Below are 26,448 nucleotides of genomic sequence, written 5' to 3' on the forward strand. Positions count from 1 at the left end.
ATCTTCGGATCTGTTGGAGAAACCCGTCTCGCTGCGCTCGACGGGGCCGGCTGCGCCGGCCCCAGGGTCGGCCCTTCGGGCCAGGGTCCTGCGCTTCGCTTCGGACAGGTTCGGGCTCTGCCCGAACGGCCTGCTGCGCAGGCTGGGGTGACCCCGTTTCACGGGGTCCGGGGCCTTCGGCCCGTTGGGGTGAGTCCGCTTCGCTCCCCCACCCGGGTCCTTCCGGCTCCGCATCCAGGACCAATCTGCTCCGCGGGGGCCGGTAACAGGCCCCCGCCGCTAGGCTGTCCACGTCGTGGTGGGGGAAGGTAGCGCAGAGGTCGTCGCACCCTCCGGCACAGAGGGAAGACGCCGGTTCGAATCCGGCCCACCCTCACCACGCGCCACCGGTTCCGGGCCTTCGGCCCGTTGGGGTGGGTCCGCTCCGCTCCCCCACCCTGGCAGCAGGGACCGGGTCACCTGGGGCGGCTGGGGCGGCTGGCGTCTTCCTCGTTCCACATCACGATCACATGTCCCTCCCCGTACTGCTCTGTGACGAGCGATCGGGCCTCGTGCGTCGATGTAGCCATCACCCGCAACTCGATCTTCGGTTGATTGGCGATCCGAATGTAGCCAACGAACTCGCGCTTCGAGTCTCCTGACTCCACTGTCATCATGTCCCCCCTAGCCTTCCCGTGTTCGATCCACTCCGGTCAACCTCCCCAATCGACCCCCGGGAGTAACCCGCGTTACAAGCCACCAAACCCGGATCACAATCGGGCCAACCACCGGTACGTAGGGGCTCATCCTCTGCATGCATCTTCCTCGCCAAGCTCTGTGTAGCATCCCGGAAAGCAGGTCACTGCCCTACGCCCGGACTGTCTATCTATATAGATAGACAGTCCGGCTCGGCGGCAACCTCTTACAGGGGCTCTGACCTGCCGAAACCTCACATCCGGCATGGGCCTATCGGGGATGATGGCCCCATGGCGCACACCATGGTCCTGGCCGTCTCCCCCCACCACTTGGAGCAGCTCGACGCGTTCGTGACGTCGCATCGGGACGCCGAGGAACAGTGGATAAGGGATGAATCCGCCCGTACCGATCTATCGTTGCTGCGCGGGGCGGCACGACGGACCGTGCAGGCCCGGATCCGGGCCGCCCGCCAGAAGCACCGAAACACCGGCCGGCACCGCCCCACGCGCGCGCTCGCCCTCGCGCCCGCCCTCCGGGCCGAGCTCGACACACGGGGACTCCTGCGGGACTGGGACCCGATCCCGGCCGGCGCCCCGACAGCAGGTCAGACGCTCGGCGGACGCGGACCCCACACCGGCGCGGGACTCACCGCCCGCCTGGTCGTCGCCCTCCCCGACGAACTCTGGACACCCCTGACCCGAGGCGTCCACTGGACCAACCAACCCCACCTACAGGCCTTGCAGGAGTGGACCGACCGGTGGGGGCCCGGCCCCGCCGCCGGGCGCTCCGCAGCCCCGCCGGAGGCCCTTGCCGAGCGGGCCCGGACCGCCGCCCACATCACCACCACCGGCGAGATCCTCCGCACCGCACTGGAACACACCCTCAGCCGCCCCTGAGCCTCGACGGCCCGGCCCGGTGGGTGACCGGCTCGGCGCACGGCTGGTCGGTCGTACGACCACCACCGGCCCCACCGGGGGAAGCAACTCCCACTCCCACCCCGACCAGGGGTGAGAGTGGAACCGTGGACCGAGCACACCACCCCACGGGAGCAGGGAAACTCATGACCGTCAGCCCGGACGACCTGACCCACGCAATGCTCGTAGCCGTCCTCATGGACTCCGGCGGCTCACTCACCATCCCGGCCGACGCCTTCGAACCGGACTCCCTCGGCGGCCCCGACGGATCCTGGCACACCGTCACCATGGAACCCCGGCACGACGGACGGATCCGCCTCTCCGTATGCCCCCGCCGCCCCGGTGACGCGGCCGGCGTCCGCTACGAGTGACCCGGACACGTGGAGCGGCCCCGGGCAACCGCCCGGGGCCGTTGGACGTCGTGGCCTCCTCCCGGTAGCGCCTCCCGCTGCTCCTTTCAGGTGACTTGGAGGTCACCCCATCACGGCCTGTCCCTATGTCGCTGTAATGTTGTCCACATCGGGAGGAGCGGCCAGTACCCGCCTCCCCCGACAACCCATCAGCCCGAAGGAAAGGCAGACCCATGACCGTCACCAACCCCGCCGAACTCATCACCCTCGCCCCGCTGACCCGCGCCGGCGCCCTCCCGGCCGTCTCCCGCGTCTCCCTCGGCGGCAAGATGATCGGCACGATCACCGACGAGGGCGGCGCCGTCCCCTCCCGAGGCAGCCACCACGCCTGGAGCCTGGCCTTCGGCCCGAAGGGCTTCCACCACAACCAGGCCGACGCGGTGGAGCGCCTGCTGTCCGCGTGGCTGAACGTCGGACCGGGGCCCGCCACGCTGATGACGGCCACCGGTACCGTCCACGCCTCCCGCACCACGCCCGAGGGCAGGGTGCCCGCCTGCATGACCGATCGGGCCGCGCGTGACCTGCGGGTCCTGCTGCGCAGTGGACGCGCCGTCACCTGCCGGCACTGCCCCCAGCACTGACCCGCCGGGGCCGCCCGCCACCCCGGCGGGCGGCCCCCGTCCCTCACGCCGACTCCCCCAGTAGGAGCACACCATGCAGCCCACCCCCGGACTCCCCGCCTCCATCGCCATCACCGCCCTGAACCTCCGCGAGGACGCCTACGCGGTCCTGTGCCTGCCTTGTGGCGGCGGAGGGGCCGCCACCACCGTGGACACCCGTAGGGGCCCCTGGGCCCGCCCCGACGCCTGGGCCGCAGCCCAGCAGCACGCCGACCGCCACGCCCGCCGCCGCGAGGAAGTCCTCAACTCCGAACGTTGGCACCGGCAGGCCGCCGCCCTCGGATGGAGCGCCGCACAGGCCGACGTCATGTGGTGGGCCGCACGCGGCCACCTCCACCACGACCAGGCCGGCTACTACCGCATGGACCCCCACGACCCCAACGTCCGCCGAGGACGCGCCGTCGCCCGCGCCCGCGTCCACTCCCTCATCGAAGCCGGCTTCCTCGACCACGACCACGACGAGCGCGGCCCCGTCACCCCCACCCAGGACGGACACGACGCCCGCCGCGCCTGGAACCACGCCCACCCCGAACCCGCCGAACAGGAGACCCGCCACCTGCGCCCGCTCCTCGACGGACACGAGGACACCACCCGCCGCCAAGCCCTCGCCGAACGCGCCGCCCGCCGGAACGCCGAAGAGGCCGAACGCGCCGCCCACCAGCCGTCACCCGTCGAGCCGGCGCCGGCACCCACCCCCGACCAGTGCCCCCACACGCCCGTGTGGCTGGTCCTCGCCGCGTCCCCGACCGGAGCGCTCTCCCACCGCATGGAATGCGCCTGCGGCACCACCAGGACCCTCTACCCCGGCAAGTCGCCGTCCATGGACCGAGGCACCGCCACCCGCCCCACCGGCATCCGCGAAGCGAGCGTCACCACGACCACCGGGTGGGCCCGCCAACAGGGCTACCGGACCACCGGCCCGTGGACCATCCTCGACCAGAACACCAAGCGCACCCCGATCCGCGACGAGAACGCACCCACCCACATCCCCCTCGTCAACGACCCCAACCGACGCCCCACCACCCCGGCCCCCGTCGAGCGCCACCAGGACCACGCCCACGCCCACGTCGACGTCGAGCAGCTGCACCAGGCCGTGCGCGCCGACGTCGAGCACCAGGACCAGGCGCACGGCGAGGTCGAGCAGCACCAGGACCAGGCGCACCGCGCCGAACTGTCGACCGTGCCCGGTGAAGAGGCCACCGCGGCCGGTGCGAACGTCCACGCCGCGGCTCCGGAATCCGACGCCACCACCGTCGAGCCGGCCCGGCCGGTGGAGATCCCCGACGCCGGTCGTCGCCCGACCCGACCCCGGACCGGGGTCGAGCACGCCCCGACACGACGACGGGGCCGGCGGCCCACACCGAAGTGTGGTCAGTACCCACCGACCCCAACCCGTCAGCACCACCAAGGGCGCGACACCGGCATTCTAGAGGCCCCGCACACCCCAGACAGGAGCGCCGCCCCCGTGATCCCCCACGGCCGACCCGCCCTCACCGAGGACGACATCGCCGCACTCGCCGGCACCTCACTGAAGACCTGGCGCCGCAACCAGGCCGCCGACTTCCGCGCCCGCGTACCCCTGCTCTGCCCCGGGGACCGACCCCGCCTCTACGACCGCGAACAAACCCTCGCCCACCTCGCCGGCCACCCCCTGCCACCCCTGCCCGAACCCGGCGACCACCCCACCGACCTCCTCACCGACCGAGAAGCCGCCGCCGCCCTCGGGATCAGCGACACCACCGTGCGCGCCTACGCCACCACCGGCCACCTCTCCCCCGGCATCGAGCTGTACGGCCGCCGCTGGTGGCCCCGCCACGAAATCACCACCCGCCGCGACGCCGGCGACCAACGGGCCGCCGCCTCGACATCCGCCGTCCAAGCCCTCACCGAGCAACTCGCCACCCACACGCCCACCGCCGCCGAGCTCGCCGCACGCGACGGGATCAGCACCCGCACCGCACGCCGCCGCATCACCGCCGCACGCCAGCAACTCGATTCCACGGAAGACCAGCAGCACACCGGCTGACGCAGCAACACCGGTCGGTCGTCCCCGGTAAGCCAGGCCTAGGCGACAGCCGACAACCCCACACAAACGGAATTCGATATTCCGAAGGGATCTTCAGAGAATAGCGTGCGACGCGATATCGAAAGAGATAAGTTCGGGGATGGAGTTTCTTTTCACGAGAGGCACACACGCGCCTTTCCGTGAGGTGACCTGCGACGTCCAGGGCACCCCACGGGAGGACGTACAACCTGTGCGCCTCACAATGAAAGGAACACCATGAGCAAGCAACCCACCGGGGACCGTCGACGCCTGCGCCGCGCACTGCGCATCGCACGCATCCTCACCCCCGGCGTCAAGCTGCTCGCCGCCTGCGCGACCCTCGCGGCCGCAATGGTGAAACTGGGCTGACGCCACCCCGGACCTGCTCCACAGGCCCGGGACAGCAGCTCCAACGAGGCCTGCCCCGTACCAGCGGGGCAGGCCTCACGCATACACGGAGAAAATGCCAGTACACATCGAAACCCGAATACGCAATTTCACCACACCATAACACGTGGCCTTACGCGTTGCGTTAGAAGACTCTGAACAGAGTTCACGATGAAGAAGTGGCGTTACAGCGCCGGCAATGCAACGCCGGCAATCCGTCCGGGGAAACTGCGGCGCAAGCCGGCAATTGGCGGCAGCCCGGTGGTACTGCCCCCGGACATGCCGGGCACCGGGCCTAACCCGCACACGCCATATCGGTACGGGCTACCCCAAATCCTAGCCGGCGCCGGCCATGCTCCCGACGTCCGTACGGGTCAGGGGGAATCGCCCCGCCAGACGTACCGGCCGCCGTCCCCGCCGGCGTCCGGTTCGGCCGGCTCGTAGTCGGATCGTCCCCCCGGGCCGTAGACCCCGTGGTCCGACATCAGCAGCGCCCCGCCCTCGACCTGACGCGGCGTCCAACCGGTCACGTCCAGCAGCAGACCGTCCAGAGGCCCGCCGAGCAGCTGCACGTACGCGTGCCCCTCCACCGGTCCGACCGGATCACCCGGCTCCGACCCGTACACCCGACGTCCCACCCACGCGGCATCCATGCCCGCAGCCTCCCACCCGGCGAGGGTGGCCCGGGTGGTGATGGCGCATCACCACCCGAACCCAGGCACCGGTCACGCGGTCGGGCGGGCGGCCTTCGCCCGGTTCAGCGCGCGGACCAGCGCCCACGCCAGATCATCGGAATCCAGCTCCTCGGGGTCGACTTCCATCAGGAAGGCGTCGATCCCATCGCGCAGCACATCGGCCGTCTCGTCATCAGTCATGCGGGCAGTGTGCCCGAGGCCACCGCGGCCCCGCTCCCCCGCCCGGCCGCCCGGCCGCCAGGTCGAGGCAGCGCAGACCGCCGCCGGGATGCCACTCCATCACCGGAGCGGCATCGTCCCCGTGATCCGCGCACCAGCCCACCGGGACCACCCCGCCGCACTCCTGGCGGGCGCAGACACAGGCCACGCCCGGGGCCGCGTACGTCACCCCGTGGCGCACCACCCCGCCCGCCGACGTCGCCGAGGCGGTGCCCCGCAGGCCGGCCGGCCAGGCCAGAGTGACCCGCAGGCCCCCACCACCGGCCCGGTGCCGGTCGAGGAGCCGTACCTCGCCCGGCACCGCCAACGCCTCCACCCCCGGCGCCGTCAGCCGGCGTAGCGTCGCGCCGAACTCCCCCGTCCCCAGCGCGGTAAGGGCGTCGGCGTCCTCGTCGGTCGACCAGCCCGACAACCGGTCCTCTCCCTCGACGTCGGCGGCCAGGGTCAGGATGGGGTCGTCGAGGCGGAACGTTCGCGTACCGCCACCGGGCCGCGCCATCAGGAGGGATGCCGTCGGCGTCCGGGTGGGTACCTCGATCTTGTGGTGGGCCAACAGCCACGCCAGCACTGCGGCCCGGTCGAATTCCGGGTGCGCCTCGCTCCCACCGACCGGGGTGGGGAAGTCGTTGTGGCGGCGGCGCCACTGGACCACCGCGGCCCGCCCCACCCGTGCGATGCGCGCCACTGCCGCCAACAACAGCCGGTACTCGCCCGGGGTGACCGGGTCGAGGCCGGCGAGTGGGGAGCGGCGTCCGGCCGCGACCGTGCGCACCGCTCGCCAGTCCACCCCCGGCCACACCACCGGCAGGAGGGCCACCTCCTGCGCGCTGTAGAGGGCGACGGTCGTGATGCCGCCCTGCTTCTTGAAGTCGATGTCCACCGACCCGACCGGCGAGAGGTACCCGCGCTGCACAAGGATGTCGAAGTCCCGGCGCCTGACGCCGAGGCGGACGGCGGCCTGGTCGGGGCCGAGCGGGACGTGGCGGTCCAGGAGGGCCGCCAGGTCCCTGCGGCGTCCGAGGGTGGCGACTTGGTCCGGGTGGACGTCGGGGTACTCGACGTCGCCGCCGAGATGGGCCAGGAGGCCGGCGCGGACGAGGTGGCCGACGGCCGCCGCCGTCACCCGGGGCCGGCACCGCGGTAGCGGCACGCCCAGGGCCTCGGTGAGTCGATCCGCCGCCCACCCCGCGCCCACCGGGCCCCGCAGCGCGGCCCGGACCGCCTCCGCGTCGCAGCCCTCCACCACCGCCCTCGACCACAACCGCGGCCCGGCGTCCGCCGGCGGGACCAGACCTGAGCCCGCCGCCCACCGCCAGGCAGCGACCGGCACCTTCAACCGGCTCGCCGCCCCGTACTCGTCGAACACCTCACGCTGCCACCTCGACATGAAACGCACCCCAAACGCACATCCCCCGGTCCGACCCTCGAACCGAGCACGAACCATGCCCAATCGCCTCAAACAGTGTCAAGTACCGCATTTTGTCGACGAGTTGGCCGCGCACCGCACAAACCGCCCACGCGTACGCGGGACCCGCGATTCACCCGGGAGGGTGAACCGCGGGAACGTCCTCGCACGGTCGGCGGCCCGACCGGTCCCGGGCCGCCATCAGGCGCGGCCCGGGACCTGACGGGGGCCGTCGCGCTAGCCGCGCGGACGACCACCCCCACGCCGACAACGACCCCGGCGCAGCGCCAGGACCGCCGGCACGGCCACCACCAGGACCCGCGCCACCTCCGCCCACTCCGGCGCCCACGCGTTCACCACGACCTCGACGACGTCGCCGACGACCGCGCGGGCCACCCGGCCCGCGAGCCTGCGGGCGGTGGGCCGGGGGCGCGCCGGCGCAGGCTCCGGGCGGCGCCGCTCCGGCTCCCGCCCCGACTCCGCACCCGTCGACTCCCCACCCTGATCTGACGTGCTCATGACAGCTCACTCCCTATGGCAAAGCACGGTTCACACCTCCGAGCGGAGGTGTGAACCGCACTGTGCGACAGGCGAGGGCAAGGCGCGCAAGTCCCAAAAAACCGCAGGTCAGAAGCTTCTTAGCCTGAATCGCGCACGTGCTACACCATCGACCCCCAAGCCCCGCAACCCCCGCCCATGTGACCTACGACACCGAGGAGAGCAGCCGACTCCGCATCGGAACGGCACGGGCTCCGGACATGACGAAGGGCCGCCCTCCCACCCGGTAGGAGAGTGGCCCTCGACCGGACCTACGGCGCCGGGGTGAACTCCACGTCGGTGCCGCCACAGCCGGCCGCGATGTCGAGCAACCGATCCCGCTCCAACTCATCCACCGCCAGACCCCAACGGAGCTTCGTCGCGGTCCACTCCGCGCCGTACCGGCACAACACCTCCGACGAGCCCGACGGCGGCAACCACTCCGCCGGATCCTGGTCGGACTTGCTGCGGTTCGACCGGGCCGTCACCGCCACCAGCGAAGCCGGCTGACCCTGGTCATTGGCGTACGCCTCCCGCCGCGCGGGCGTCCACGCCGAGGCCCCGCTGTCCCAGGCCTCGGCGAGCGGGACCATGTGGTCAATATCGAACGCGCGTGCCTCGTTGGTGAGTACGCCGTCGTAGTAGGACCACCAAGCTCCGCCGGTCAACGTGCAGCCCGGCCCGACCTCCGGCGCCTGAACCGCCTCCGCAATCAACACCTCCATCCTCGTGTTGCAACCATCTGAGGCATTGGCGCCCGAGTTCCAGTGCTTGAAACTGGTGCGCTGGTAGCCCGTGCGGTCCTCCGTCGCCAGCTGGAGCGCGGACACCGCAACACCGATCGGCACCACCTGCGGCACCGCGGCCGGCCCCACTTCGGCGGCCTGGGCACTGGTGGCGGGCAGAGACAGGGCAAGCGCCGCGGCGGCAGCGGTCGCGACCCACTTCATGATCATCATGGGGTCGTTGTACCGGCCCACACCACGTCAGCAACAGTCCCCTGGCGAGGGGTTCACCCTGCCGGGGCACCGGGTTCACCGGGGAAACGCCACTGCACCCCGCGCCCCGCTCCGCTCCTGCCGTGTCAGCCGGCGGCCGCCGCCGGGCCCTCACCGAACGACGGGACGTCCCCGGCCGTCACGTCCAGGCGCAGCCGCTTGAACCTGAGGGGATGCCGGAACACTCCGCCGTGGTCGACGGACCGGTCGGCGCTGACCTCGGCCACCAGATCGGGGCGCACGACCGTCACGTCCAGGACGTCACGCCTCCCCCACGCGGCCGCGAACCGCACCCCGGCCCACGGATGTCCGGGGTCGGCCGCGGTCAGGTGCTCGGCAACCTGGCGGGCCTGCTCCGGGCGCAGTGCCACGGTGCGGCCGACCGCGCGCAGTCGGCCCGTGGTGTCGTGGCGTCCGAGGACCAGGAGCTGCGGGCGGGCGAGGGTGCCCGTGATCGCGCCGATGATCGCCTCGGTGGTGTCCCGTCTCCTGACCTTGGTCCACCCCCTATTTCCGGGCGTGTACCGGCCCGTCAGGCTCTTGATCACCAGACCCTCAACACCTGAGACGTCGGTCCACGTCTCCAACCACTCCCGGGCCTTCGCGACGTCGGTGGTCATCGGACAGAGCGTCCATGGGGCGGTCAGGGCGCGGGCCGCGAACAGGACCTCAAGGCGCCTCCGCCTCTCCCGCTGGGGCAGCGTGAGCAGCTCGGCGCCATCCTGCTGAAGGAGGTCGAAGGCCACGTAGTAGGCGGGCAGGCGTGCGGCCAGTGCGGGGGCGGTGCGGGCGCGGGCGGCGGCCCGGCGCTGCAACGCTTCGAACGAAAGCCGGCCCTCCTCCGGGTCCCACACCAAGACCTCGCCGTCGAGGACCAGGCCGTAAGGAAGCTGCTCGGCCGCCGCCACCAGATCGGGGAACGCATCCTGGACCAAGCTTCCGCGGCGGGTCTGGAGCAGTACCCGACCACCGGGGCCGTCCGGGGTGAACACGAGCATCCGGTGCCCGTCGAACTTCTGCTCATACGCGACCTTGGAGGCGAGGGGACGCGCGGGTGGGATCTCCTCGGCGGCCTGCGCCAACATCGGCTCCACCGGCGGCCGCAACCCCATCTCCCCCACCCTTCCGCGACCGCCCTACCTCCCGGGCCCGGACTCGGCCCGGGGGGCGGGGCCGGTCGATCCCGCCTGTGACAGAACCCGGCCGGCGTGACTACGGGGCGCGCCGTCCGGGTCCTGTCCGGGGATGTCCGTCGTCGTCACCGGCTCCCACCCGCACCGTCCCACGCCCCGGCCCACACCGCCTCGCCGGCCGTGGCGGACGGATGACAACCGGGGCCGTCAACGGCCTGCGGGCCCGACCGTGACTCTCACCGCGGGGGAGGCGTTGCCCAACTGCCGTGCAGGCTGGTGTCCCCCCGCATCCCCCGCGCGGCCTCCCGGTGGTGGGGCCCTGCCCGGACACCCCACCGCCGGGACTCCCGGCGTCGCCCGATCAAGCCGGCCCGGTACCGTCCCGGATCTCAAACAGGGGCAGGACGCCCGTCATCTCCAGCAACCGCCGAAACTGATCCGGTACCGGACCCTCAAGAACCAGCTTCCGGGTGCGGCGCAGGCGCACCAACACGCTCAAGAACGTTGAGTCGGCGAACGCCAACCGGGCAACGTCCACGACCAGGAGCTCGGCGCCGGCGGCCTCGCCGTCACAGGCCTGCGCCAGCAGACCCACCGAATCCAGATCGAACTCACCCGAGCACACCACCCTGGCCACGCCGCCCGCCTCGGACCGCACCATTACCGTCGGCGACTCCACCACCGTCTCCCCTCGCCGGCCCTTTCGTCTTTCCGACCGTACGGGCCCACCCACGCAAAGCGGTAGAAGCCATTCCTCGCCGGGAGCCGGCCGCCCGTCGGGCCTGCGTCGTACGGGCGCACTGGGACCGAGTGCCGCACCAAGTGTCAGGTGACGGTGACACGCAGCACGTACGGCTGACCGCCGCTGATCGCGCGGGCCTGCTCCCACAGATCCGCCGGAGAGAAGCCGAGCAGCGCCCGGTCCGCGGCGTGGGCCAGCAGGGGCAGGATCTCGGCGGCGGGGCGGCCGCGGTGCGTGCGCGCGAGCTCGGCGAAGGCCTGCTGATAGGGGGCGCCGTACGTACCGGAGCTGTCGGCCAGCAGCCGTTCCAGGCTCTCCCCGCTCACGCTGATCTCGCCCATGTCCGCTCCCTTCCCGCCGGGGCCGGCCGGTCCACGCCCCTCTTCCTCGACGCTACGGACGGGCACTGACAACCATGACCCCGCCAGGGCGGAGCGTCTTTCGCCGCAGATCAGTGAGGGGGTGGTGACCGGTCGCGGCGGCACGGCGTTGTGCCGGCATGGACATGGACGACGAAGACTTCCTGGGCGTGCTCCTGGACGCCACGGGCGATAGCCGCCTCAAGCTGCTGACCGGCGACGAAGCCAGGGCGGTCATGATGCTGCTCGGGACCCTGGAAGAAGAAACCCGCTCCGAAGAGGTACGTGCCGCCGCGGGCGAAATGCGGTTCCGCCTCGGCTCACGCCTCGCCCTGCCCACCGACCACCCCGGCCCACAGGCGGCCGAACTCTGACGGTGCGCGCCAGCCCCGCGCGCGGCAGATGCCGGGGACGGGCCGAAGGTGGATGGGCGGCCGGGCGGGCGGCCGGGCGGCCGGGTCAAAGAACCTGAAGGCGCGCCCCTCTGCGGCGGTGGTCACCGAGGCTGATCACGGGGGCATCCCGACGAGGAGCGGGATCGGCTGCGACGTCCGGAGCAAGGGAGCGCATCAGGACGGGGTGCAGCCCGAGGTCCTCGGCGGCCTGGAGCACGGAGGGCGGCTCACCATATTTGCGGCCGATCATCACCCTGAGGAGAGTCGGCTGCTCGGGGTGCACAACAACGGGTTCATGAGTCCGCCAGCCCCGCGCGGCGAGCTGCTTGTACAGGCTCTCGCGCCGTGCTCGGTCGATGTGCCCCAGGTCGTAGGCACGGTTGATCAGGGCCTGGATGGAGATGCCCCAGCGCTTCTTGAGGGCGGCGAACTCTCGGAGCATCAACGGTCCGCTGAATGCTTCCTCCGCCCGTTCGCGAGGAAGCAGGAACGCGCCCGCGAAGCGGTGTGCCTCCACCTCGGCCTGCTTGGGGTCCAGGCCGGCCCGGCGGTGGGGGTGCAGGACGAGGTGGCCGAGTTCATGGGCCGTGGTGAACCTCTGCCTGTCGCCACTGCCGGCCGAGAAGTAGCTGATCAGGCAGGGACCCGTGGTGCCGCTCCAGCAGGAGACACCGGAGTGTCCCACTACGGCTTCCTCTCCGGCGCCGTCGGAGTCCAGGAGGGTGAGCGGGACCACGGGAATGCCTGCGCGTTCGCATGCGCGGATGACGTGTCCGATCACTCCGTCCGGGGCGATGCCCATCGCGGCGCGGGTCTGAGCGGCGAGTTCTTCGATGTCCTCGTCGGTCAGGCGGCCCTCGGCGACGGGCAGGGTGGTGCGGCGAACCTTGGTCTCGGCCATGAGGCGTACCGCGACGCGGTACGCCTCCCTGACCGTCGCCTCCACTCGTGCGACCTCCTTGGCCGAGGCGCTGGCCTTCTTGCGGAAGGCCAGCGTGTCGGCGGGCAGATCGGAAGGATCCACGTCGAAGAACGACATGGGGGTGCCGGTCGCCTCGGCGATACGGGTGAGGACGTCGTCACTGACGGGCTTGAGGCCCTTTTGGATCTGCGAGATCAGTGGCTGTGAGACTCCAGCGGCCTGCGCGAGTTCCCCCTGAGTGAGGCCCATCAGGGACCTCAGGGTCCGGATGCGCTCTGCTGGATCACGCACTACTTCCTTCACCCTCTTCGCGCTCGTCTTCGTCGAACTCGAAGGGCAGTGTGAAGCCCTCGTCGTCCGGGATGAACTCCCAGTCGTTGAACGACTCAGTGTTGCGGGGGAGCTCGTAGTACAGGTCGAACTTTGCGGGCCGTCCCGGCTTCCATTCACCTATCGGGCGAACGATTCGGACCGAGATCTCCCCGCCCTCCTCGGGCGGCGAGAGCCACACCGCGATGAGGTTGCTGCCCGCCACACCGAGCAGATCAAGCGTTCGATTTTCATAGTAGGTGATCCGCGCCTTGTTCCTGCCGGGGGCCGGAACCACCTCGTACGGGGTGGCGTGCAGGACGCGGATGACCATCGTCCCGTGGCGCAGGTGCAGCCGGCCGCTGGACGTCTGAATGGGCTCCCATCCTCCGAGGTCGAGCCCTTCGGCACGGCGACGCTCGATGAAGCCGCGCGTGTGATCACGCACGAGATCGGTTCGACCCTTGGTGTACCCGTTGCCGACCAGGCCCGAGTCGTCGAAGTGACCATGCGCGGCGGTATATGCGTGGTCGAGTGCTTCGTACAGGGGCGCGGACAGACCTTCAGTGGCCCGCGTGATGTAGGACGCGTCCTCAGGTGTGAGCATGGCGGTTATTTTATAACCGCTAATCCCACACTCTCAACCAGTTCTACGAAAGATCAACCGCCATGCCGAATCGGGCGCTGCGCAGTAGGCCATAAAATCGAACACGTGATGGAATAGAGGGTCCCCCACCCCGAGGAGCAGCGCCATGACTTCCCCCGCTCCAGCCACCGCGCCCAGACCACAAATCGCCACCTGGTCCCCCTCTCAGACCGGCCCCTGTGCCCGCTGCCACGCCCCGACCGCGCGCTACGGAGCTCCGGCGAACCCCTTGTGTCCTGCCTGCCGCGAGCAGCGGCGGGCGCAGTACGGGACCTGATGTCCGACACCGCCCCGCCCACCTCACGCCTGGATCTGCTCCGCTTCCTGGAGCGGGTGCAGGTCCAGGACTTGCAGCGCACCCGCGATTGGATAGCCACCGAGGAACGCATCATCGCCGCCGAGGGCGAGCGGCGGCCGTCGCCGCCGCCTCCGGAGTGGCTGATCGAGCACGGCATAGGCACCGGCCGCCCGGCCGCCCGCGTGCACACCGGGCAGTGCTGGGACACCCGCACCCGCTGCAAGCCGGCCACCTCCGACACCGCCCGGCGGGCTCTCGCCGAGGGGATCCCCGCGTGTCCGCACTGCCGCCCCGACACCGCCCTCGGGGTGCTGGAGTGATCGGCCGCGCCCAGGGTGGAGGAATGAGCCCCGAACTGCGTGTGATCGTCTACCCGCCCGACGAGCAGGGCGGGCGCCGGGTCCGCTGCGACGGCGAGATCCTCGGCCGCGCCTTCGGCCCCAGCGATGTCCTGGAGTTCCTCCGCCGGGCCGGCCTCGACCCCGACGAGGTCGCCCCGTACGGCGAAGGCCTTATCGAGTGGCGGGGCGGCGGCCCGGCCGTATGGCATGTGGAGCCGGATCCCGGCTGACGCGAGCCGAGCGGTCAGACGAGGGGGGATCCGGTGTAGTCGTGGCGTTCGTACCCGCGTCCGTCGCCGTGCCAGTCCAGGAACAGCACCGCGTCGGCCAGGGCGGCGGAACCGGCACGGTGGCTGATGGTCGAAGTGCGGTAGCGGCCGACGCGCTTGCTGCTGGACGTACTGTCCTCCAGTCGGTCCTCCAGCGCGGGAAAGTCGCGCTCCAGGACCACGGGGTCGGTCCCCGGCCTCGACTGCTTGATCTGCAACCGCAGCTTCGCCCCATCAAAGATGCCCACGTCATCCACCAGATAGGTGCGGGGGCCGTCCCACCTCGCCTCGGCATAGGCGTACACGGTCGGCCCGGACCGAGCCGCGCACGTTCGCACCGTGATCGTCCAGTTGTCGGGCCACGGCCCGTCATAGCTGGAGTCGTCGATGTCCTTCGTGCTTCCGGTGCTGCATTTGAAGGTCAGGGCAGGTGCAGCCGTGGCCGCGGTGACGGTAGACGCAGCCACCGCGACTACGGTCAGCGCCGCCACGGCCACATGCTTGATGGTGTCCATGCAGGCTCAAGAGACGCCGCCCCCTTGGCGACACGGCCACGCCCGAAAGCCGACACACACGAGGGATCCCGGTCACGACATCGACGTGAGCACCGCGGCCCTCACTCGGACGTGCCCGGCGAGACCTGCCTCCCCCACTGCCCCCAGGACTTCCTCCAGGCGACGCGCGAGCCGGCCGGCCGCCTCCGGATCTGTGCCCACCAGGGCCGACCACAGGGCGTGCGCGTTGCGGGCGGCGCGGCGGGTGTCGACCTCCGGCAGGGCACCTGCCGTGTGCCGGCGCTCGGCCGTGGTGAGCAGCAGCTCGGCGGTGGCGGCGGGATCAACGTCCTGGCACAGGGTGAGCCAGGCACGGGCGGTCAGGAGCGTGATCGTGTATGGGTGGCGGGGTCCGTGCTCCGCCTCCAGGGCCGTCTCCAGGCGGTAGGCGCGGGTGACGGCGGTGGGCAGGTCCCCGGCGGCGTGGGCCGCCCACAGCGCCCACCATTCCGGCCGGTGGGCCTCCGGTACGAGGGAGGCGGGCGGGCCGGTGCGGGGCGGTGCCGGGGGCAGGGTCGGGGGGTGCGCGGGACGGGGAGGCGGCGCCGGCGCGGCCGGGTGTGACCCGACGTCGTGGGCTTCCCCGTCCGGCGACACGACCATGCACCAGGGGATGGGCGCGGCCGGGTCGACCGCGCGGGCCCGGATGGGCCGGCCGGCGAGGGCGGCGAGCACGTTCAGCCGGTCACGGCCCGCCTCCCGCAGCTCGGCGAGATCCTCGCCGTCCGCGATTTCCTGGCCGTCGAGCGTGAGCACCAGGCCGCCGCCGTCGCCGTGGTGGATCACCAGTGAGTACACCGGCGCAGCCGGCACTTTGGAAAAGTCCTGCATTTCATGAACCTTTCGGAAAATATGGGGGCGCCCATCCAAGATATTTGGCACCCCACTTCGATTCGATCAAGGATGCGGGGACGATGTCGAGATATCCGGGACGCCGAATATCATTGCTGATCACTTCACCATTACCGAGGTAGACGGCGACATGACCCCACTCGATCCCGGTATCCCAATACATCAAAGCGCCCGGCGGAACATCTCGCGATCCATCATGCTTCATGTGCGCCGGCATTTGCTGATAGTGAATGGCGGCGGATTCGACGCCCGAGACATTCCACCCGTGGACGATGGATGCGAAGGCGAGGCAGCGCCTCCACCAAATGCCCTGCCTTTTGGCCGGCTGGTCTCTCGCCCAGGCGATTGCCGCTTGCGTGGAGCGCGGGTTTTTCACCTCGGGAGGCCAGCCGGCCTCCGCGTCGTGAAACGGGGCCCCGGGGACACTGCCCTCGGGGTTGCACTCGTCCGGGGGCATGTCGGGGTCGGACGGCTGCGCCCACTCCGGGCGCTCCCCTGTCGCTGTTCCGAGGCGGTCGAGGCTGATGCCTGCTTTCCGAGCGACTTCCTCGGCCTGGCCGCGGCGGGTGGCGTAGAGCTCTGGGTGTCCCGATCGCTGTACGCGCTGCGCCGCGCGGCCGGGGTCCATGATCTGCCAGGCCGAAATATCCACCAGTCCGGGCGGGCGGCCGGTATTCCCGCCGAAAAAGAGTTGCGCAGACCTGGGAGGACTGGTGATCTCGGCCGGGGTTCCCCACCCTTGCGAAGGGCGCTGCTGAAAGAGTCCGAGCGAATCCCGGTCCCCGTGGTTCAGGTTTTGGAGCCCGCTTTCCTGTAGCGCGGTCATGAATGCAATGAGTGAGGCGCGGCCCGGCAAGCCTCTTTCCTGCGCCACGTCATCGATGATTTTTGCGTGGTGGATCTGCTGAGCGAGAATGCCGCTCGGCACCGTGTCGATGCTCGTCGGATCGGGGAGCCCAGGAGCGGCACACCCCGATCCACTATTTTTTGCGTCGGATGCCTTTTTCGCGGCTCCCGCGATAAGGGTGGTAGCACCGAGCCCCAGCATTCCGACCAGGGCGAGGGCCGCCCCGATACAGCCCGCCTTGGCAAGGAACGGGGCGCTCGCGCGGGTGGCGGCGGCCTCGGCGACGTCGCGAGCGTCCACTCAGACCCCCAGGACCCGGGAGACGCGCCACCCGGCGGTGGTGCGGGTGATCTCCACGTGCAGGGTGTCCGTCCGCTGCGTGGTCTCGTACCCGGTGACGGTCAGGGTGGCCGCGACCGTCCGCCAGACCTGGGCCGCGTTGTCGAGGGGCAGGTCGGGGCCGGCCGGGCGGGCGGCGACCGTGCCCGCCCTCGTGGCCTCGCCCCGGCTGATCTGGCGTCCCCACCCCGGCGGCACCAGCTCGGTCAGATTGCCCGTCAGGTCCTCCGTCGCCCAGGGAGCGGCGCGGCGAACGCTCGCCCGGTGCGTCCCGTCCGCCAGGGGGTCACGGGTGAGGTAGGCGCGCACCCATGCCACGGCGACGTCGTCGGGGCCTGTGTCGGGCGGGACCGAGGGCGGCGGCGCCGGTGGGGCCGGTGCCGCTGCGGGCGAGGACGCGGCGACCGGTGGCCGGTCGTCCACGGTGGTCTGCTTGCCGCCGCACCGGGCTACGGCGCCCAGACCGAGGATGAGCACCAGGACCAGGAGCACCGCGGCGGGGTGCATCGGGCGGTGGCGAACGGCGGTGACGGCGGCCGCGCGGTCGCGGCGCGCTGCGCGGCGGCGGGTGCGGCGCCACCGCCGCCGGGACGTGCCCGGCGGCGGTGCGTCGTCCCTGTCCGGCAGAGCGGCGAGCGCCGCCCGCCAGTCCGGGGCCGGCCCGTCCGGGTCGGGGGTGGGGCGCTGTGCCATGTGCGGATCACTCCATCAGCGGGGCGCGGGCGGGTCGGGGAGAGGGGGTTGGGTCCATCCCCTGGGCGGCGGCGCGGGTCGGCGGGCAGGCCGGATGACCGGCGGCTGGGGGCGCGGAGCGCGGCGGGCGCCGGCTCGGGTCGACGGCGCGGGCGGCTGCGTGGTCCTGCGGCCCGTTGCCCGGGGGCGGGGTCGAGGCGTACCGCTCCCGGGCGAGGACACCGGATTGTCCTGCGCCGCCTGACCCGTCTGGGCGGGAATCGTCGCCGTCCCCGTCCCTGTCGACGGAGCCGGGGACGGGGACGGGGACGTCGTACCCGATGGAGTACGACGTCCTGCCGGCCCGGGGCCGGCTCCGGCCGGCTGCTGCGCCGACCCGGCCGGAGTGACCCGGCTGGCGCTGCCGCCTCGGTTCGTACGGCGGTTGGCTGCGGCGAGGGTGGTACCGGGGCCGGTCCCACCGGGACTGGTACCGCGTCCGGGGCCCGTACCCGATCCCGGGCGTGGCTGACGCCCGCCGGCTGGCGCCGGGGGTGGGGGCGGCGGCAACGGTCGGGGTGCCGGACGCGGCGGCGGCACCTTGTGCCGGCGCTCCACCGCGTCACCGATGCGGCCGGCGATGTGGCCGGGCGCTCGCAGTACGCGGCCCGCCTGCCGGCTGAGGCTGCGGGTGGCCAGCGCGCCGAGGAGGGCGCCCGCGCCGCTCCCGCCGCCTGGGCCGGCGCCGCCCACAATGCTGGTCAAGATCCCCTTGTACTTGAATGCTGCGAGGGCGCTGGCGATGGAGAGGGCCGCGCAGCCCAGCCACCCGTACGTGGGCATCGCGAGGGCCACGACCATTTGCACGATCATGACTGCGCCGGCGGCCAGGGTGGTGATGCCCGATTGCATGACGACGCCGACCAGGGCATCCGCCCACCGCACGCCCCACTGTCGAGGACGGCCCGGGATCACCCACAGCGCGGCGAAAAGCGGGCCGACCACCAGTAGGAAGAGGGCGGCCAGGAGTGCCGTGATGCTGCCGAACAGAAGGGTGATCAGCAGGAGTCCGAAGAGCAGCGCGACGGGGACGGCGATGGCGAGGACGCCGGCACGCTCCAGGGGGCGGTGACCCTCCCGGTATGCCTGCGACTCCGCGCCTACGTCGTCCTCGTCGAGGTGGTCCTGTAGGTATTCCTTGCGCGCGCCGGTGTCGGTCCCGTGGTCGAGGACCTTCCGCCCGTGCTCCTGGCAGAGCTTCATCGACCCAAACTCGGCCAGACACCAGGGCGTCCCGACGTAGACCCTCCAGACGGTGTCGGTGGCGCGTCGGGACACTCGGTCTCCCGCGTCTCCGGGATATGCCGTCTTGTGGCCGAGGGTAAAGGGGGTCTTCTCGATCCCGCCGCCGGCCGCGCCGATCCCTCCCTCTGTGGCGGTCATGGCCACTTCGGTGCCGAGCATGCGGCCGGCGTCCACCCCGTCCACCCACACTTGCGGGGTCGTGAGCAGGGTCGCCGCGGCCACCGCCGAGACCAGCACCCAGGACAGTTCGGAGAACGCGCTTCCCTCCCCGCGCTGCGACCGCAGGAACGCAACTAGGCCGCCGACCGCGAGGGCGGAGGGGAAAAGGCCGGCCATCACCGCGCCCGCGCTTCCGCTGATCGCCTGCGTCAACGGCCCCTGAACCTCCGGGAGGTCGGTGAGTCCGAAGCACCAGCCGGCCAGCGTGGAAACGCCCGCGCCGATGGTGACCAGCACCACCAGAAGAAGGTCAGGGATCAGGTGCAGTGCCGGGTCGAGGAAGTCGAAGGTGTCGAAATCCTTGTCGAGTCGCCAGGTCAGCAGGTGCGGGTACGTCTCGTACATCGTCCCGGCGCCCGTGGGGTTCTTCGGAGCGGGGATCAGCCCGCCCACCCCGTCCGGGTCGATGGTCTCGGCGTGTGCGGACCCGGCCATGACGGCAAGGGTGGTGACCACCAGGAGGGCGGGGATCAGAAGCGTGCGACCGTACGGCATCCGCCGGCTCATCGAACTTCCCTCCCCAGGGCGGACGCGGCCGGGTCGGTGGCGTGCGTCAGGTCGCTGTCGGCCACGTTCTCGCGCTGCTCCACCCACCAGGTGCCGGCGGTCTCGGTCATGCGCACCGCGGTGTAGCTGGTGCGGGGTTCCTTGCCGGGCCACGTGATGGTGTGGGTGGTGATCACGCCCCACCCCGACGGATGGGAAGAGGTGCCCGGTACGCGGGTGGGGGCTCGGTCGAGGAGGACGGGGCCGATCGCCGGGCCGGACGGGTCGGGGGGCTCGGGGGTGGGGTGCCGGTCATGGCAGGCCGCGCGACGCGGGGCGGACATCAGGTTGCAGGCGGTAATCCAGTCGTTGGTCACCACCGCCCGCATGTAGGCGCGGGCCCGATCGGCGGCGGCCGCCGAGGGATCCGCCCCGGCGGCCGCCTGTCCGTCGCTCGTCGCACCGGAGCAGCCGGCCGTGAAGCCGGCGAGGATGACCAGGGCCACCGCGGCGGAGCGGGTGGGGCGGGCGCTCATACGGGGACCCCGTCCGGAGCGGCCTCGGCGGTGGCCTCGTCGGCTGCGCGCGGCGCGGTATCCAGTACGTCGAGCAGCTCGGCGGTAGGCACGTCCCACTGGACAGCGGCGGACCCGAACCGTGAGTCCCGGATGATCGAGTGCCCATAGCGGATCGCGTCACCATGGCCGATGGCGAGCGACCGGATCCGCTCCCGGGTGGCCGGGCCGGGAGGCAGGCCCAACAGCTCCGCAAGCGCGTCCTGCTGCGGCGGGCTGGTCAACTGAAAGCCCACCACCACGGCTAGCTGCTCGACCACTCCGGGCAGCATCAGGATTCCGGTCGGGTCCTGCGTGTCGAGCGCGAATCTCACTCCGAGCGCACGGCCAACCCGAGCGATGTAGTCGAGGAAATGCCGACCTTGCGCGGTGCCGGTGAGTACGTGCACCTCCGGCACCATGATCATTTTGTGCAGGGTGCGCAGATCCGGCCGGCCTGCCGTGGTGACTCCGTAGGCGAGGACGGAGTGCATCACGGCGACGGACAGGGCCTGTACGGACGTCCACCGCTCCCGCTCCTCCCCCACCCCCGGTAGGGACAGGCCGGGCAGCTGGACGGTCCACACCCCGGGCTGCGTGGTCAGAGCCGGGCCGGCACCGGGCTGCGGACGCCCCATGAAAAGCGAGCCATGCGGCGTCTGCGACAGCTCGAAGAGCGCTTCACCGGTCGCGCGGGCCACGGGGTCCGACGCGTCCCGCAAATGCTGGACGACCTGCCACGTGGCAGGGGTCGGGGAGCTGCCGATCACGGCATTGACGGCGGCCTGCAGAGCAACTTCCGCGCCCGCCGCCCGCAGGTGCGCCGGGGTCACGAGAGAGAGCTGTGCGGGCACTTCGGCGCGGGCGGCGTCGCGGCCCGCCTCGGCGAGGAGGGGGATGAGGTCGGCGGCCCCGGCGTGCGCGCGGGTCATCTGCACCAGGCGGGAGGGGAGTCCGTACCGCTGCGCCGCAGTCGTCAGGCCGCCAAGATCACCCTTGAAGTCCAGCGCGAGGACCCATGATCCATGGTGCGCGGCCTCCAATGCCATGATCATTTGAGCGGTGGTCTTGCCCCGCCCGGACCGGCCGATGTAGGCGACTGTGGTGGCGTCGCGGCCGTCCGCGACGGGCGGGAGCCTGACCACCCCGGGCGTGGAGCCGGTCAGATAGCCGATGACGGGGCCGGTGTCGGCTCCGACACGGGCACCGCCCCACCACCAGGCCCCCGCCACCGCGGTTGTATCCCGTACATGGCCGAGGTCGGGCACCCTCACCCGATCCCCCGCCCAGGACTCCAGCCACAGGGACCGTTGCTCGTCCGTGCCGACCTGGACCGTGATCCCGAGGTCGCCGTAGTGGGCGGTCACCGCGTCCACCCGTGCCCGCAGGTCCTCCAGACCGGCCGTACTCGTGACCACCAGGCGGGGATGGTCCTCGACCAAGGTCAGTTCCTCGCGCTCCAGGTCGGCGCGCAGTTGCGCCGTCACCTCCCCCGCATCGGTGATGAGGCGCCCCGCGTCCCCGATCGAGTGCGTGGCGGCGCTGCGCTGCTGCTCCCTGACCAGCTTGGCCGTCTCGTCGGTGCGGGCGATGGCTGCGCGTTTGGGCAGGACCCTCAGGCGCACGCTCGCCTCGGGACTCACCGGGACCACCAGCGGCGCGGCCTCGACCTCGTGCTCCTGGTGCTCGTCGTCGGGTGGCAGATAGGAGACCTCCGCCAGGGTGCGCAGCCATTCCCCCGGGCCGGGGGTGGCCATCCGCTCCGGCCATGTCGGCATGGTCAGCACCGCCACCCACGCGGCGACTTCCCCCGAGGCGTCGAGCAGTCGGAGGTGATCGGGGTAGGGCAGGGCGCGGCCTGCGGTCAGCGCGGCCAGCGTGGCCCCGGTCACCAGCGAGCGACCCGCGACCGGCGCCGGCACCCCCCGGTGCTGCTCCCGGGTGATCATCCACGCGAGTGTCTCGACAGTGGCCATCGAGCAGCGCCAGGGGGAGACCTCCAGCCGGCGGCCGAGCCGGCGGGCCGCCGCGTGCCAGGTGGCCAGCTCCCGCGCGGGCACCCCCGACGCAGACACCCCGGCGGCGGCGGTCACCCGGCGGCCCTCCGGCGTCCGGCGGGCGCCGAGCTTCACGCCGAGCAGCACGTGACGGATCGGCAGGGCGATTTGATCAAGGCGTTCGGCGCGGTGCTCCGCCCACTCCTCCCACGCGCCCGCCGCGTACATCTCGGCGGCCTCGTCCCGGTAGTCGTCGGCGGAGTAAGGCGACCACAGCACCCGCAGGTGCACGTCCAGGCCCGCCAAGACCTGTGTCAGGGCCGTCTCCGCGCGGGCCTGCTCCGCGTCCCGCTCCGCCTCGGACATGAGATCCGAATTGCTGGTCTCACACGTCCACCAGGCCCACGCCTCGCCCTCGGTCAGGATCAGTCCGTCAGTGATCCCGGCGTACTTGGGTGGTGGCGCGGAGCGGTCCCCGCCCACCCCCAGCAATGTCGAGATCTTCTCCAGCACCCTCATGTGCTCCGCCCCTTCCGCCGGCTGCGGCCGGCCGCTTTGACGATGTGGTCGGGCCCGTAGAGCCGGACCGTGTGCGCCAGCTCGACCACGGGGCCGGAGGCCGGTACCGCGTCGGCCTCGGCGGTGCCGAGCAGCCGCGCGGCGGTGGCCGCGCCGACGGCCCGGGTCAGTGCGGGGGCGACCCGCGCCCACCGGGCGGGGCGCGGAATCCACTCCGACCGGTCCGCGACCACCCGTCCGCCACGGATCACCGGCCGGTGGCCGTGGATTTGGTAGTGCGCGCCGATCACCCATCCGGCCAGCACGGTCCGGCGGTCGCAGCCCTTGGACGGCTGCGCTCCGAGGACCGTCAGCACCACCGGCGGGAGCAGGTAGATCGTCAGCCACTGGACGGACGGGATACCGAATGCCAGCAGCAGGGGGCTGTCCCACAGCGTGAAGGTGATCAATCCGAGGAGGAGCGTGCGGCGCGAGACCCCCTGCCCGAGGTCGACGCCTAAAAGCTCGTGCTGACGGGATTCCAGGCGGCTGAAGTAGCCGGTGTAGGTCATTCCCTGTCGCATCAGGTGAGAGCAACCTTGGCGAGATCCACCATGGCTTTGCTCGCCAGGTCCGGGATCATCACGAAGACTGCGGAAAAGACGGCCGAAGCGATAAAGCTGACCTTCTTTCCGAAATCGTCGTCAAAACTCAGCTTGACGGCCTTGACCGCACACGCGCACATCAGGATTGCGGCGCAGATGGGGAGCACAATGCTTTTGATACCGGATCCGGTCACCACGGCGAGCGTCTGCATTTCGTGCACGATTCGCACCTTTCTCTTCGGGAGTCAGGACAGGTCGTCGCCGGTGATTCCGGCGACCTGCCAGCGCCCGGCACGGGCGCTTTCCACGCGTGTGAGAGCCACGCGATATTCCTGGGTGATCTCGCCCCCGCCAATCCCCCACACCACACGGGCGGTCCCCCACCGGTCCGCGCCCGTCCCCCCTGCGGCCTCCCACGCCTGGACGGCGCGGAGCTCCACCCCGGCTGGCAATGCCGGGACAGCCGCCCCCGGGGCTGCGGCCTGAGCGGCCCCGCCCGTTGCCCACGCCTTGAAAAAGTCGGCCACCGCGGCCCGGGTCGCGGCGGAGAACGGCAGGTCGGTGGCGCGCGTGGCCGGGTCGGGTGCGATGGCGGCCCCCTCGGGTACGCCGAGGAGGGCGGGCGGGCCGCTCACGACGAGCCGGCCACCGCCGCCGACCACGACAGGCACGTCCACGGCCACCCACCGGACCGCCCCCGATGTGATCTCGGCGTCGACACGGACCCGGGCCCGGCCGGCTTTGCCGACCGTGACGGGTCCGGGGACAACCAAGCCGACCGCCTGCGCGCCCCGACCGTCCCATCCGAGCTGCGGATCGACACCGGCCGCCAGGAGGGCCGACAGCTCCCGCGCCCGATCCGCCGGCTTGGCTTCGTCCCAGGTCAGATACGCGCGAGCGGCCCGGACTGCGACCGCGCGGGCGCCATCCTCCGGATAGCCGGCCACCGTCGGACCGGGCGCGGGCAGGACCTGCGGGGCCTGCTCGTCCGGCGCTACGAGGCTGCGCGCCGCGACGAGGGCCACCAGGGCGACCGTGCCCCAAAAGGCGATCGGTGCGAGGCGGGCAAAGCCCGCCGGACGCTCCTGGACAACGACCCACGGCGCCCCACGGCCGCCCCGGGCCGGCAATGTCGGCGCGGATTCACCGGTGGAGGATTGCACTGCGGCAGTGACCCACGGATTTACCGGAGGATCCCCCGGCGGCTCCTTTTTCTTCCTGTTCCACATGCCCGCGAAACGATTTTGACGGCCCACAGACACCGGGCCGACCGAAAGTCCACTCGATCGATACCGAATCCTCAGCGAGTTCGATAACCAGGCTGAAACGGCCGGCGAGCGTAATGATCAGATCGAATCCGCGTCTTCTTCCGGGGTCCCGAATACGCTCTCAAGCTCCTCACGGGTATAGCTCGCATTTCCACGGATCATCTCGCCCTCCGGGAAAGGCTTGCCCTCCTTGATCCATGCCGACTTGTACTGACGGGCCGCCCCGGGCTTCTTGCGGATGATGCCGACCGCACAGGCCTGGGCGATGGTGTAGCGCTGCTCCTCGATGCCCTCGGCGCCCACCTTCTCCACGAGGTCCGCGACCGCCAGGCCCTCACCCACGCCTGACACCGCCCCCGGACCTGACACGTCAGACATAGCCTCTGACCTGGGCATGGACCCCTGTGTCAGCTGGACGTCGGTGTCAGTGTCAGGTGTCAGGTCCTCGCGGCCACCCGCGAAGCGTCCACCGGGAAGGAAGTCCTTGACGGCCGCCGCGGAGTCGGCCCGTGCAAGGTCCCGGGGAGTGATCCACGGGGCCATGGCGCCCGCATCCCACCAGGCCGGGGCCGGCGGGCAGGCATCCAAAAGGTCCGACACCTGCGGCGTGATGTACGCGTACTGAATTTCCTCGGCCCTCTCGATACGACCATCGGCCAGAGTCTTTTTACGGCGCCGGCCCTTGAGCGAAATGACCCCACGGCCAGGGATTGTCTCGTCATAGTCGACCATGGGAGCACCGGCCCCATAGGCAACCGTCCACGACGGAATGCTGACTTCACCAACCACCATTTTTGTCCCCACCTGATCCCGCGCCATGGTAGATCCGAAAACATCCAGACTGAATTGGTGGGTTCCCACGAGCACGCGATGATTGGAGCTGCGCCCCTGCATGAGGATGAGCTGGAACCAGACCAGCACCGGCGGGAATCCTCGCTCCCGAATGATGTACTTCCACCAAGCCGCCACATATTCTCGGAATGAAGGCAGCTCATCAATCACGAGCAGACGACCGACCGGGGAATCCGGGCCGGAATGTCCACGATATTTGCGGCCGTTATATTTCTCGGCCGCCATCATTGAGACAAAGAATTCGGCAATCGCCATGACGCACTCGTACGTCTCCGAGTGAATCCGGATACCTGACTTCTCGTCGGCCTCTGTAAGTGAATTCTGCTTGGGATCGATCACGGTCACCAGCCATCCAGCCAACCGGGCCGCGACGAGCGGAATGTAGAGGATGCTGGACTTCCCAGATCCTGTCTCACCCGAGACACCGATGTGCGGAGTGGCCGTGCCCGTGTGCACGAACGCTGGGCCTTCCGGAGTCTCCCCGAAATGGATTTTCAGCGGGTCGCCAGTCTGCATCCACTCAACCGATTTCGGCAGTTCTCTCGGCCGGTCGGGCGCGGCATTCCTCACCCATTCCACGTACGGGGCCGCGACCGTGCGGCACCAATGCGCGGCCCACTCCCCCGGCAATCGGCCGGTGACGATCGCGTCCACTGCCCGCGTCCCCGCTTCACCACTGGCCCACCCCGCCGGCAGCCGGAGCACAATCCGCGCGCCGGCCTCGCCAACGGTCACCGGCAGGTGCAGCCACGTGCGCCGCCGCTCCGTCTCGGCCACCCCGAGCACCGGGCGCAGGGCCGCCCACATGCCAGGCCCGTGGATCAGGTCGGCGCTCGCGGGCCTCGGCCGCCACCATCGCAGGACGGCCGGGCCGGTCACGGCCACCAGTGCGCCAGCGACGGCGAGCACGCCCACCACGACGGCCACGATGGACCACCGTCCCGCCCACCCGGCCAGCACCACCGCCGGGACCGCCAGGCGAACCGCAGAGCGCGCAGCCCCGGGCCAGCACCTCCAACGGCCCGCACCGGCCGCAAGGGCCCGCAGCGGCCCGCCCTGCCCCGCCGTGGTCGCCACCGGCC

30 protein-coding genes and 1 tRNA gene are annotated in these 26,448 nt (G+C 71.2%); 9 read left to right on the forward strand and 22 right to left on the reverse strand.

The features are described from left to right. Positions 1-301 precede the first annotated feature (301 nt). Positions 302-379, forward strand: a tRNA-Cys gene (locus NOD94_RS29860). A 76-nt stretch (positions 380-455) separates the two neighbouring features. Here the strand turns inward: NOD94_RS29860 and NOD94_RS29865 are convergent. After that, positions 456-656 carry a hypothetical protein gene (locus NOD94_RS29865; RefSeq protein ID WP_281209262.1) on the reverse strand — a complete coding sequence of 67 codons (201 nt, stop codon included), beginning with the start codon at positions 654-656 and terminating at the stop codon, positions 456-458. Between the two features lie 309 nt (positions 657-965). Here NOD94_RS29865 and NOD94_RS29870 point away from each other — a divergent pair, with 309 nt between their 5' ends. The 5 genes from NOD94_RS29870 to NOD94_RS29890 all read left to right on the forward strand — a co-directional run bounded on the left by NOD94_RS29870 (position 966) and on the right by NOD94_RS29890 (position 5,032). Next, positions 966-1,571, forward strand: coding sequence for a hypothetical protein (locus NOD94_RS29870; protein WP_281209263.1), 606 nt, complete (start codon positions 966-968; stop codon positions 1,569-1,571). 164 nt (positions 1,572-1,735) lie between these two features. Beyond that, entirely contained in the window at positions 1,736-1,960 is a 225-nt protein-coding gene (locus tag NOD94_RS29875; RefSeq protein WP_281209264.1) for a pRL2-19, read from the forward strand. A gap of 212 nt (positions 1,961-2,172) precedes the next feature. After that, complete coding sequence (locus NOD94_RS29880) at positions 2,173-2,580, forward strand: hypothetical protein (protein WP_281209265.1); 408 nt, start codon at positions 2,173-2,175, stop codon at positions 2,578-2,580. Between the two features lie 73 nt (positions 2,581-2,653). Then, positions 2,654-4,645 (forward strand): hypothetical protein, encoded by a 1,992-nt coding sequence (locus NOD94_RS29885; protein WP_281209266.1) that lies wholly within the window; start codon positions 2,654-2,656, stop codon positions 4,643-4,645. 255 nt (positions 4,646-4,900) lie between these two features. Next, a complete protein-coding gene (locus NOD94_RS29890; RefSeq protein ID WP_281209267.1) occupies positions 4,901-5,032 on the forward strand; it encodes a hypothetical protein in 132 nt (43 codons plus the stop codon). Positions 5,033-5,424: 392 nt separating this feature from the next. Here NOD94_RS29890 and NOD94_RS29895 read toward each other — a convergent pair whose 3' ends face one another. The 8 genes from NOD94_RS29895 to NOD94_RS29930 form a co-directional block, all read right to left on the reverse strand. Further along, the gene (locus tag NOD94_RS29895; RefSeq protein WP_281209268.1) at positions 5,425-5,703 is read right to left on the reverse strand and encodes a hypothetical protein; all 279 of its coding nucleotides are present in this window, start codon (positions 5,701-5,703) and stop codon (positions 5,425-5,427) included. A gap of 72 nt (positions 5,704-5,775) precedes the next feature. Then, positions 5,776-5,925: a hypothetical protein gene (locus tag NOD94_RS29900; protein ID WP_281209269.1), complete on the reverse strand. Its 150-nt coding sequence runs from the start codon at positions 5,923-5,925 to the stop codon at positions 5,776-5,778. Continuing rightward, positions 5,918-7,351: a hypothetical protein gene (locus tag NOD94_RS29905; protein ID WP_281209294.1), complete on the reverse strand. Its 1,434-nt coding sequence runs from the start codon at positions 7,349-7,351 to the stop codon at positions 5,918-5,920. Before NOD94_RS29905 ends, NOD94_RS29900 begins: the two co-directional genes overlap by 8 nt. Positions 7,352-7,606: 255 nt before the next feature. After that, entirely contained in the window at positions 7,607-7,888 is a 282-nt protein-coding gene (locus NOD94_RS29910; protein WP_281209270.1) for a hypothetical protein, read from the reverse strand. A 290-nt stretch (positions 7,889-8,178) separates the two neighbouring features. Beyond that, positions 8,179-8,865: an HNH endonuclease family protein gene (locus NOD94_RS29915; protein WP_281209271.1), complete on the reverse strand. Its 687-nt coding sequence runs from the start codon at positions 8,863-8,865 to the stop codon at positions 8,179-8,181. 125 nt (positions 8,866-8,990) lie between these two features. Then, a complete protein-coding gene (locus tag NOD94_RS29920) occupies positions 8,991-10,016 on the reverse strand; it encodes an ATP-dependent DNA ligase (RefSeq protein WP_281209272.1) in 1,026 nt (341 codons plus the stop codon). Positions 10,017-10,398: 382 nt separating this feature from the next. Then, positions 10,399-10,719: an STAS domain-containing protein gene (locus NOD94_RS29925; RefSeq protein WP_281209273.1), complete on the reverse strand. Its 321-nt coding sequence runs from the start codon at positions 10,717-10,719 to the stop codon at positions 10,399-10,401. Positions 10,720-10,862: 143 nt separating this feature from the next. Next, positions 10,863-11,120, reverse strand: a complete 258-nt coding sequence (locus tag NOD94_RS29930) for a hypothetical protein (RefSeq protein ID WP_281209274.1) — start codon at positions 11,118-11,120, stop codon at positions 10,863-10,865. Between the two features lie 158 nt (positions 11,121-11,278). Between NOD94_RS29930 and NOD94_RS29935 the strand changes: the two genes are divergently transcribed. Continuing rightward, positions 11,279-11,512 (forward strand): hypothetical protein, encoded by a 234-nt coding sequence (locus tag NOD94_RS29935; RefSeq protein ID WP_281209275.1) that lies wholly within the window; start codon positions 11,279-11,281, stop codon positions 11,510-11,512. Positions 11,513-11,597: 85 nt separating this feature from the next. Here the strand turns inward: NOD94_RS29935 and NOD94_RS29940 are convergent, their stop codons facing one another. Beyond that, on the reverse strand, positions 11,598-12,758 hold the full coding sequence (locus tag NOD94_RS29940) for an XRE family transcriptional regulator (protein ID WP_348652361.1): 1,161 nt from the start codon (positions 12,756-12,758) through the stop codon (positions 11,598-11,600). Beyond that, positions 12,739-13,371, reverse strand: a complete 633-nt coding sequence (locus NOD94_RS29945) for a hypothetical protein (protein ID WP_281209277.1) — start codon at positions 13,369-13,371, stop codon at positions 12,739-12,741. The genes NOD94_RS29940 and NOD94_RS29945 overlap by 20 nt, the downstream gene beginning before the upstream one ends. 315 nt (positions 13,372-13,686) lie before the next feature. Here NOD94_RS29945 and NOD94_RS29950 point away from each other — a divergent pair, with 315 nt between their 5' ends. Together NOD94_RS29950 and NOD94_RS29955 are read left to right on the forward strand one after the other, a co-directional pair. Next, a complete protein-coding gene (locus NOD94_RS29950; RefSeq protein ID WP_281209278.1) occupies positions 13,687-14,028 on the forward strand; it encodes a DUF6233 domain-containing protein in 342 nt (113 codons plus the stop codon). A 23-nt stretch (positions 14,029-14,051) separates the two neighbouring features. Then, the gene (locus NOD94_RS29955) at positions 14,052-14,279 is read left to right on the forward strand and encodes a hypothetical protein (protein WP_281209279.1); all 228 of its coding nucleotides are present in this window, start codon (positions 14,052-14,054) and stop codon (positions 14,277-14,279) included. Between the two features lie 14 nt (positions 14,280-14,293). Here the strand turns inward: NOD94_RS29955 and NOD94_RS29960 are convergent, their stop codons facing one another. From NOD94_RS29960 to NOD94_RS30010, 11 genes are all read right to left on the reverse strand, one after another. Next, positions 14,294-14,833 (reverse strand): hypothetical protein, encoded by a 540-nt coding sequence (locus NOD94_RS29960; protein ID WP_281209281.1) that lies wholly within the window; start codon positions 14,831-14,833, stop codon positions 14,294-14,296. Between the two features lie 72 nt (positions 14,834-14,905). Beyond that, the gene (locus tag NOD94_RS29965; protein WP_281209282.1) at positions 14,906-15,703 is read right to left on the reverse strand and encodes a hypothetical protein; all 798 of its coding nucleotides are present in this window, start codon (positions 15,701-15,703) and stop codon (positions 14,906-14,908) included. Position 15,704: 1 nt separating this feature from the next. Beyond that, positions 15,705-16,871: a peptidase M23 gene (locus NOD94_RS29970; RefSeq protein WP_281209283.1), complete on the reverse strand. Its 1,167-nt coding sequence runs from the start codon at positions 16,869-16,871 to the stop codon at positions 15,705-15,707. After that, positions 16,872-17,603 (reverse strand): hypothetical protein, encoded by a 732-nt coding sequence (locus NOD94_RS29975; protein ID WP_281209284.1) that lies wholly within the window; start codon positions 17,601-17,603, stop codon positions 16,872-16,874. It abuts the gene before it with no gap. A gap of 15 nt (positions 17,604-17,618) precedes the next feature. Further along, positions 17,619-19,613, reverse strand: a complete 1,995-nt coding sequence (locus NOD94_RS29980; RefSeq protein ID WP_281209285.1) for a hypothetical protein — start codon at positions 19,611-19,613, stop codon at positions 17,619-17,621. Further along, positions 19,610-20,128, reverse strand: a complete 519-nt coding sequence (locus tag NOD94_RS29985; protein ID WP_281209286.1) for a hypothetical protein — start codon at positions 20,126-20,128, stop codon at positions 19,610-19,612. The genes NOD94_RS29980 and NOD94_RS29985 overlap by 4 nt, the downstream gene beginning before the upstream one ends. Next, positions 20,125-22,662 carry an ATP-binding protein gene (locus NOD94_RS29990; protein WP_281209288.1) on the reverse strand — a complete coding sequence of 846 codons (2,538 nt, stop codon included), beginning with the start codon at positions 22,660-22,662 and terminating at the stop codon, positions 20,125-20,127. Before NOD94_RS29990 ends, NOD94_RS29985 begins: the two co-directional genes overlap by 4 nt. Next, positions 22,659-23,225, reverse strand: a complete 567-nt coding sequence (locus tag NOD94_RS29995; protein ID WP_281209289.1) for a hypothetical protein — start codon at positions 23,223-23,225, stop codon at positions 22,659-22,661. The genes NOD94_RS29990 and NOD94_RS29995 overlap by 4 nt, the downstream gene beginning before the upstream one ends. Next, positions 23,225-23,467: a hypothetical protein gene (locus tag NOD94_RS30000; protein WP_281209290.1), complete on the reverse strand. Its 243-nt coding sequence runs from the start codon at positions 23,465-23,467 to the stop codon at positions 23,225-23,227. Before NOD94_RS30000 ends, NOD94_RS29995 begins: the two co-directional genes overlap by 1 nt. Positions 23,468-23,491: 24 nt before the next feature. Beyond that, the gene (locus NOD94_RS30005) at positions 23,492-24,409 is read right to left on the reverse strand and encodes a conjugal transfer protein (protein WP_281209291.1); all 918 of its coding nucleotides are present in this window, start codon (positions 24,407-24,409) and stop codon (positions 23,492-23,494) included. 183 nt (positions 24,410-24,592) lie between these two features. Further along, positions 24,593-26,293, reverse strand: a complete 1,701-nt coding sequence (locus NOD94_RS30010) for a hypothetical protein (RefSeq protein ID WP_281209293.1) — start codon at positions 26,291-26,293, stop codon at positions 24,593-24,595. Between the last annotated feature and the right edge of the window lie 155 nt (positions 26,294-26,448).

The organism is Streptomyces sp. Isolate_45, from assembly GCF_024721315.2.
Taxonomy (GTDB): Bacteria; Actinomycetota; Actinomycetes; order Streptomycetales; family Streptomycetaceae; genus Streptomyces.

What these genes read in the sequence shown, in the direction of transcription:
- NOD94_RS29875 (WP_281209264.1), top strand. Translation starts at nt 1,736, where the DNA reads ATGACCGTCAGCCCGGACGACCTGACCCACGCAATGCTCGTAGCCGTC.
- NOD94_RS29885 (WP_281209266.1), top strand. Translation starts at nt 2,654, where the DNA reads ATGCAGCCCACCCCCGGACTCCCCGCCTCCATCGCCATCACCGCCCTG.
- NOD94_RS29915 (WP_281209271.1), bottom strand. Translation starts at nt 8,865, where the DNA reads ATGATGATCATGAAGTGGGTCGCGACCGCTGCCGCCGCGGCGCTTGCC.
- NOD94_RS29920 (WP_281209272.1), bottom strand. Translation starts at nt 10,016, where the DNA reads ATGGGGTTGCGGCCGCCGGTGGAGCCGATGTTGGCGCAGGCCGCCGAG.
- NOD94_RS29990 (WP_281209288.1), bottom strand. Translation starts at nt 22,662, where the DNA reads ATGAGGGTGCTGGAGAAGATCTCGACATTGCTGGGGGTGGGCGGGGAC.
- NOD94_RS29985 (WP_281209286.1), bottom strand. Translation starts at nt 20,128, where the DNA reads ATGAGCGCCCGCCCCACCCGCTCCGCCGCGGTGGCCCTGGTCATCCTC.
- NOD94_RS29980 (WP_281209285.1), bottom strand. Translation starts at nt 19,613, where the DNA reads ATGAGCCGGCGGATGCCGTACGGTCGCACGCTTCTGATCCCCGCCCTC.
- NOD94_RS29995 (WP_281209289.1), bottom strand. Translation starts at nt 23,225, where the DNA reads ATGCGACAGGGAATGACCTACACCGGCTACTTCAGCCGCCTGGAATCC.
- NOD94_RS29880 (WP_281209265.1), top strand. Translation starts at nt 2,173, where the DNA reads ATGACCGTCACCAACCCCGCCGAACTCATCACCCTCGCCCCGCTGACC.
- NOD94_RS29945 (WP_281209277.1), bottom strand. Translation starts at nt 13,371, where the DNA reads ATGCTCACACCTGAGGACGCGTCCTACATCACGCGGGCCACTGAAGGT.
- NOD94_RS29905 (WP_281209294.1), bottom strand. Translation starts at nt 7,351, where the DNA reads ATGTCGAGGTGGCAGCGTGAGGTGTTCGACGAGTACGGGGCGGCGAGC.
- NOD94_RS29935 (WP_281209275.1), top strand. Translation starts at nt 11,279, where the DNA reads ATGGACATGGACGACGAAGACTTCCTGGGCGTGCTCCTGGACGCCACG.
- NOD94_RS29900 (WP_281209269.1), bottom strand. Translation starts at nt 5,925, where the DNA reads ATGACTGATGACGAGACGGCCGATGTGCTGCGCGATGGGATCGACGCC.
- NOD94_RS29955 (WP_281209279.1), top strand. Translation starts at nt 14,052, where the DNA reads ATGAGCCCCGAACTGCGTGTGATCGTCTACCCGCCCGACGAGCAGGGC.
- NOD94_RS29890 (WP_281209267.1), top strand. Translation starts at nt 4,901, where the DNA reads ATGAGCAAGCAACCCACCGGGGACCGTCGACGCCTGCGCCGCGCACTG.
- NOD94_RS29960 (WP_281209281.1), bottom strand. Translation starts at nt 14,833, where the DNA reads ATGGACACCATCAAGCATGTGGCCGTGGCGGCGCTGACCGTAGTCGCG.
- NOD94_RS29895 (WP_281209268.1), bottom strand. Translation starts at nt 5,703, where the DNA reads ATGGATGCCGCGTGGGTGGGACGTCGGGTGTACGGGTCGGAGCCGGGT.
- NOD94_RS29950 (WP_281209278.1), top strand. Translation starts at nt 13,687, where the DNA reads ATGTCCGACACCGCCCCGCCCACCTCACGCCTGGATCTGCTCCGCTTC.
- NOD94_RS29865 (WP_281209262.1), bottom strand. Translation starts at nt 656, where the DNA reads ATGATGACAGTGGAGTCAGGAGACTCGAAGCGCGAGTTCGTTGGCTAC.
- NOD94_RS29975 (WP_281209284.1), bottom strand. Translation starts at nt 17,603, where the DNA reads ATGGCACAGCGCCCCACCCCCGACCCGGACGGGCCGGCCCCGGACTGG.
- NOD94_RS29965 (WP_281209282.1), bottom strand. Translation starts at nt 15,703, where the DNA reads ATGCAGGACTTTTCCAAAGTGCCGGCTGCGCCGGTGTACTCACTGGTG.
- NOD94_RS29870 (WP_281209263.1), top strand. Translation starts at nt 966, where the DNA reads ATGGCGCACACCATGGTCCTGGCCGTCTCCCCCCACCACTTGGAGCAG.
- NOD94_RS29930 (WP_281209274.1), bottom strand. Translation starts at nt 11,120, where the DNA reads ATGGGCGAGATCAGCGTGAGCGGGGAGAGCCTGGAACGGCTGCTGGCC.
- NOD94_RS29910 (WP_281209270.1), bottom strand. Translation starts at nt 7,888, where the DNA reads ATGAGCACGTCAGATCAGGGTGGGGAGTCGACGGGTGCGGAGTCGGGG.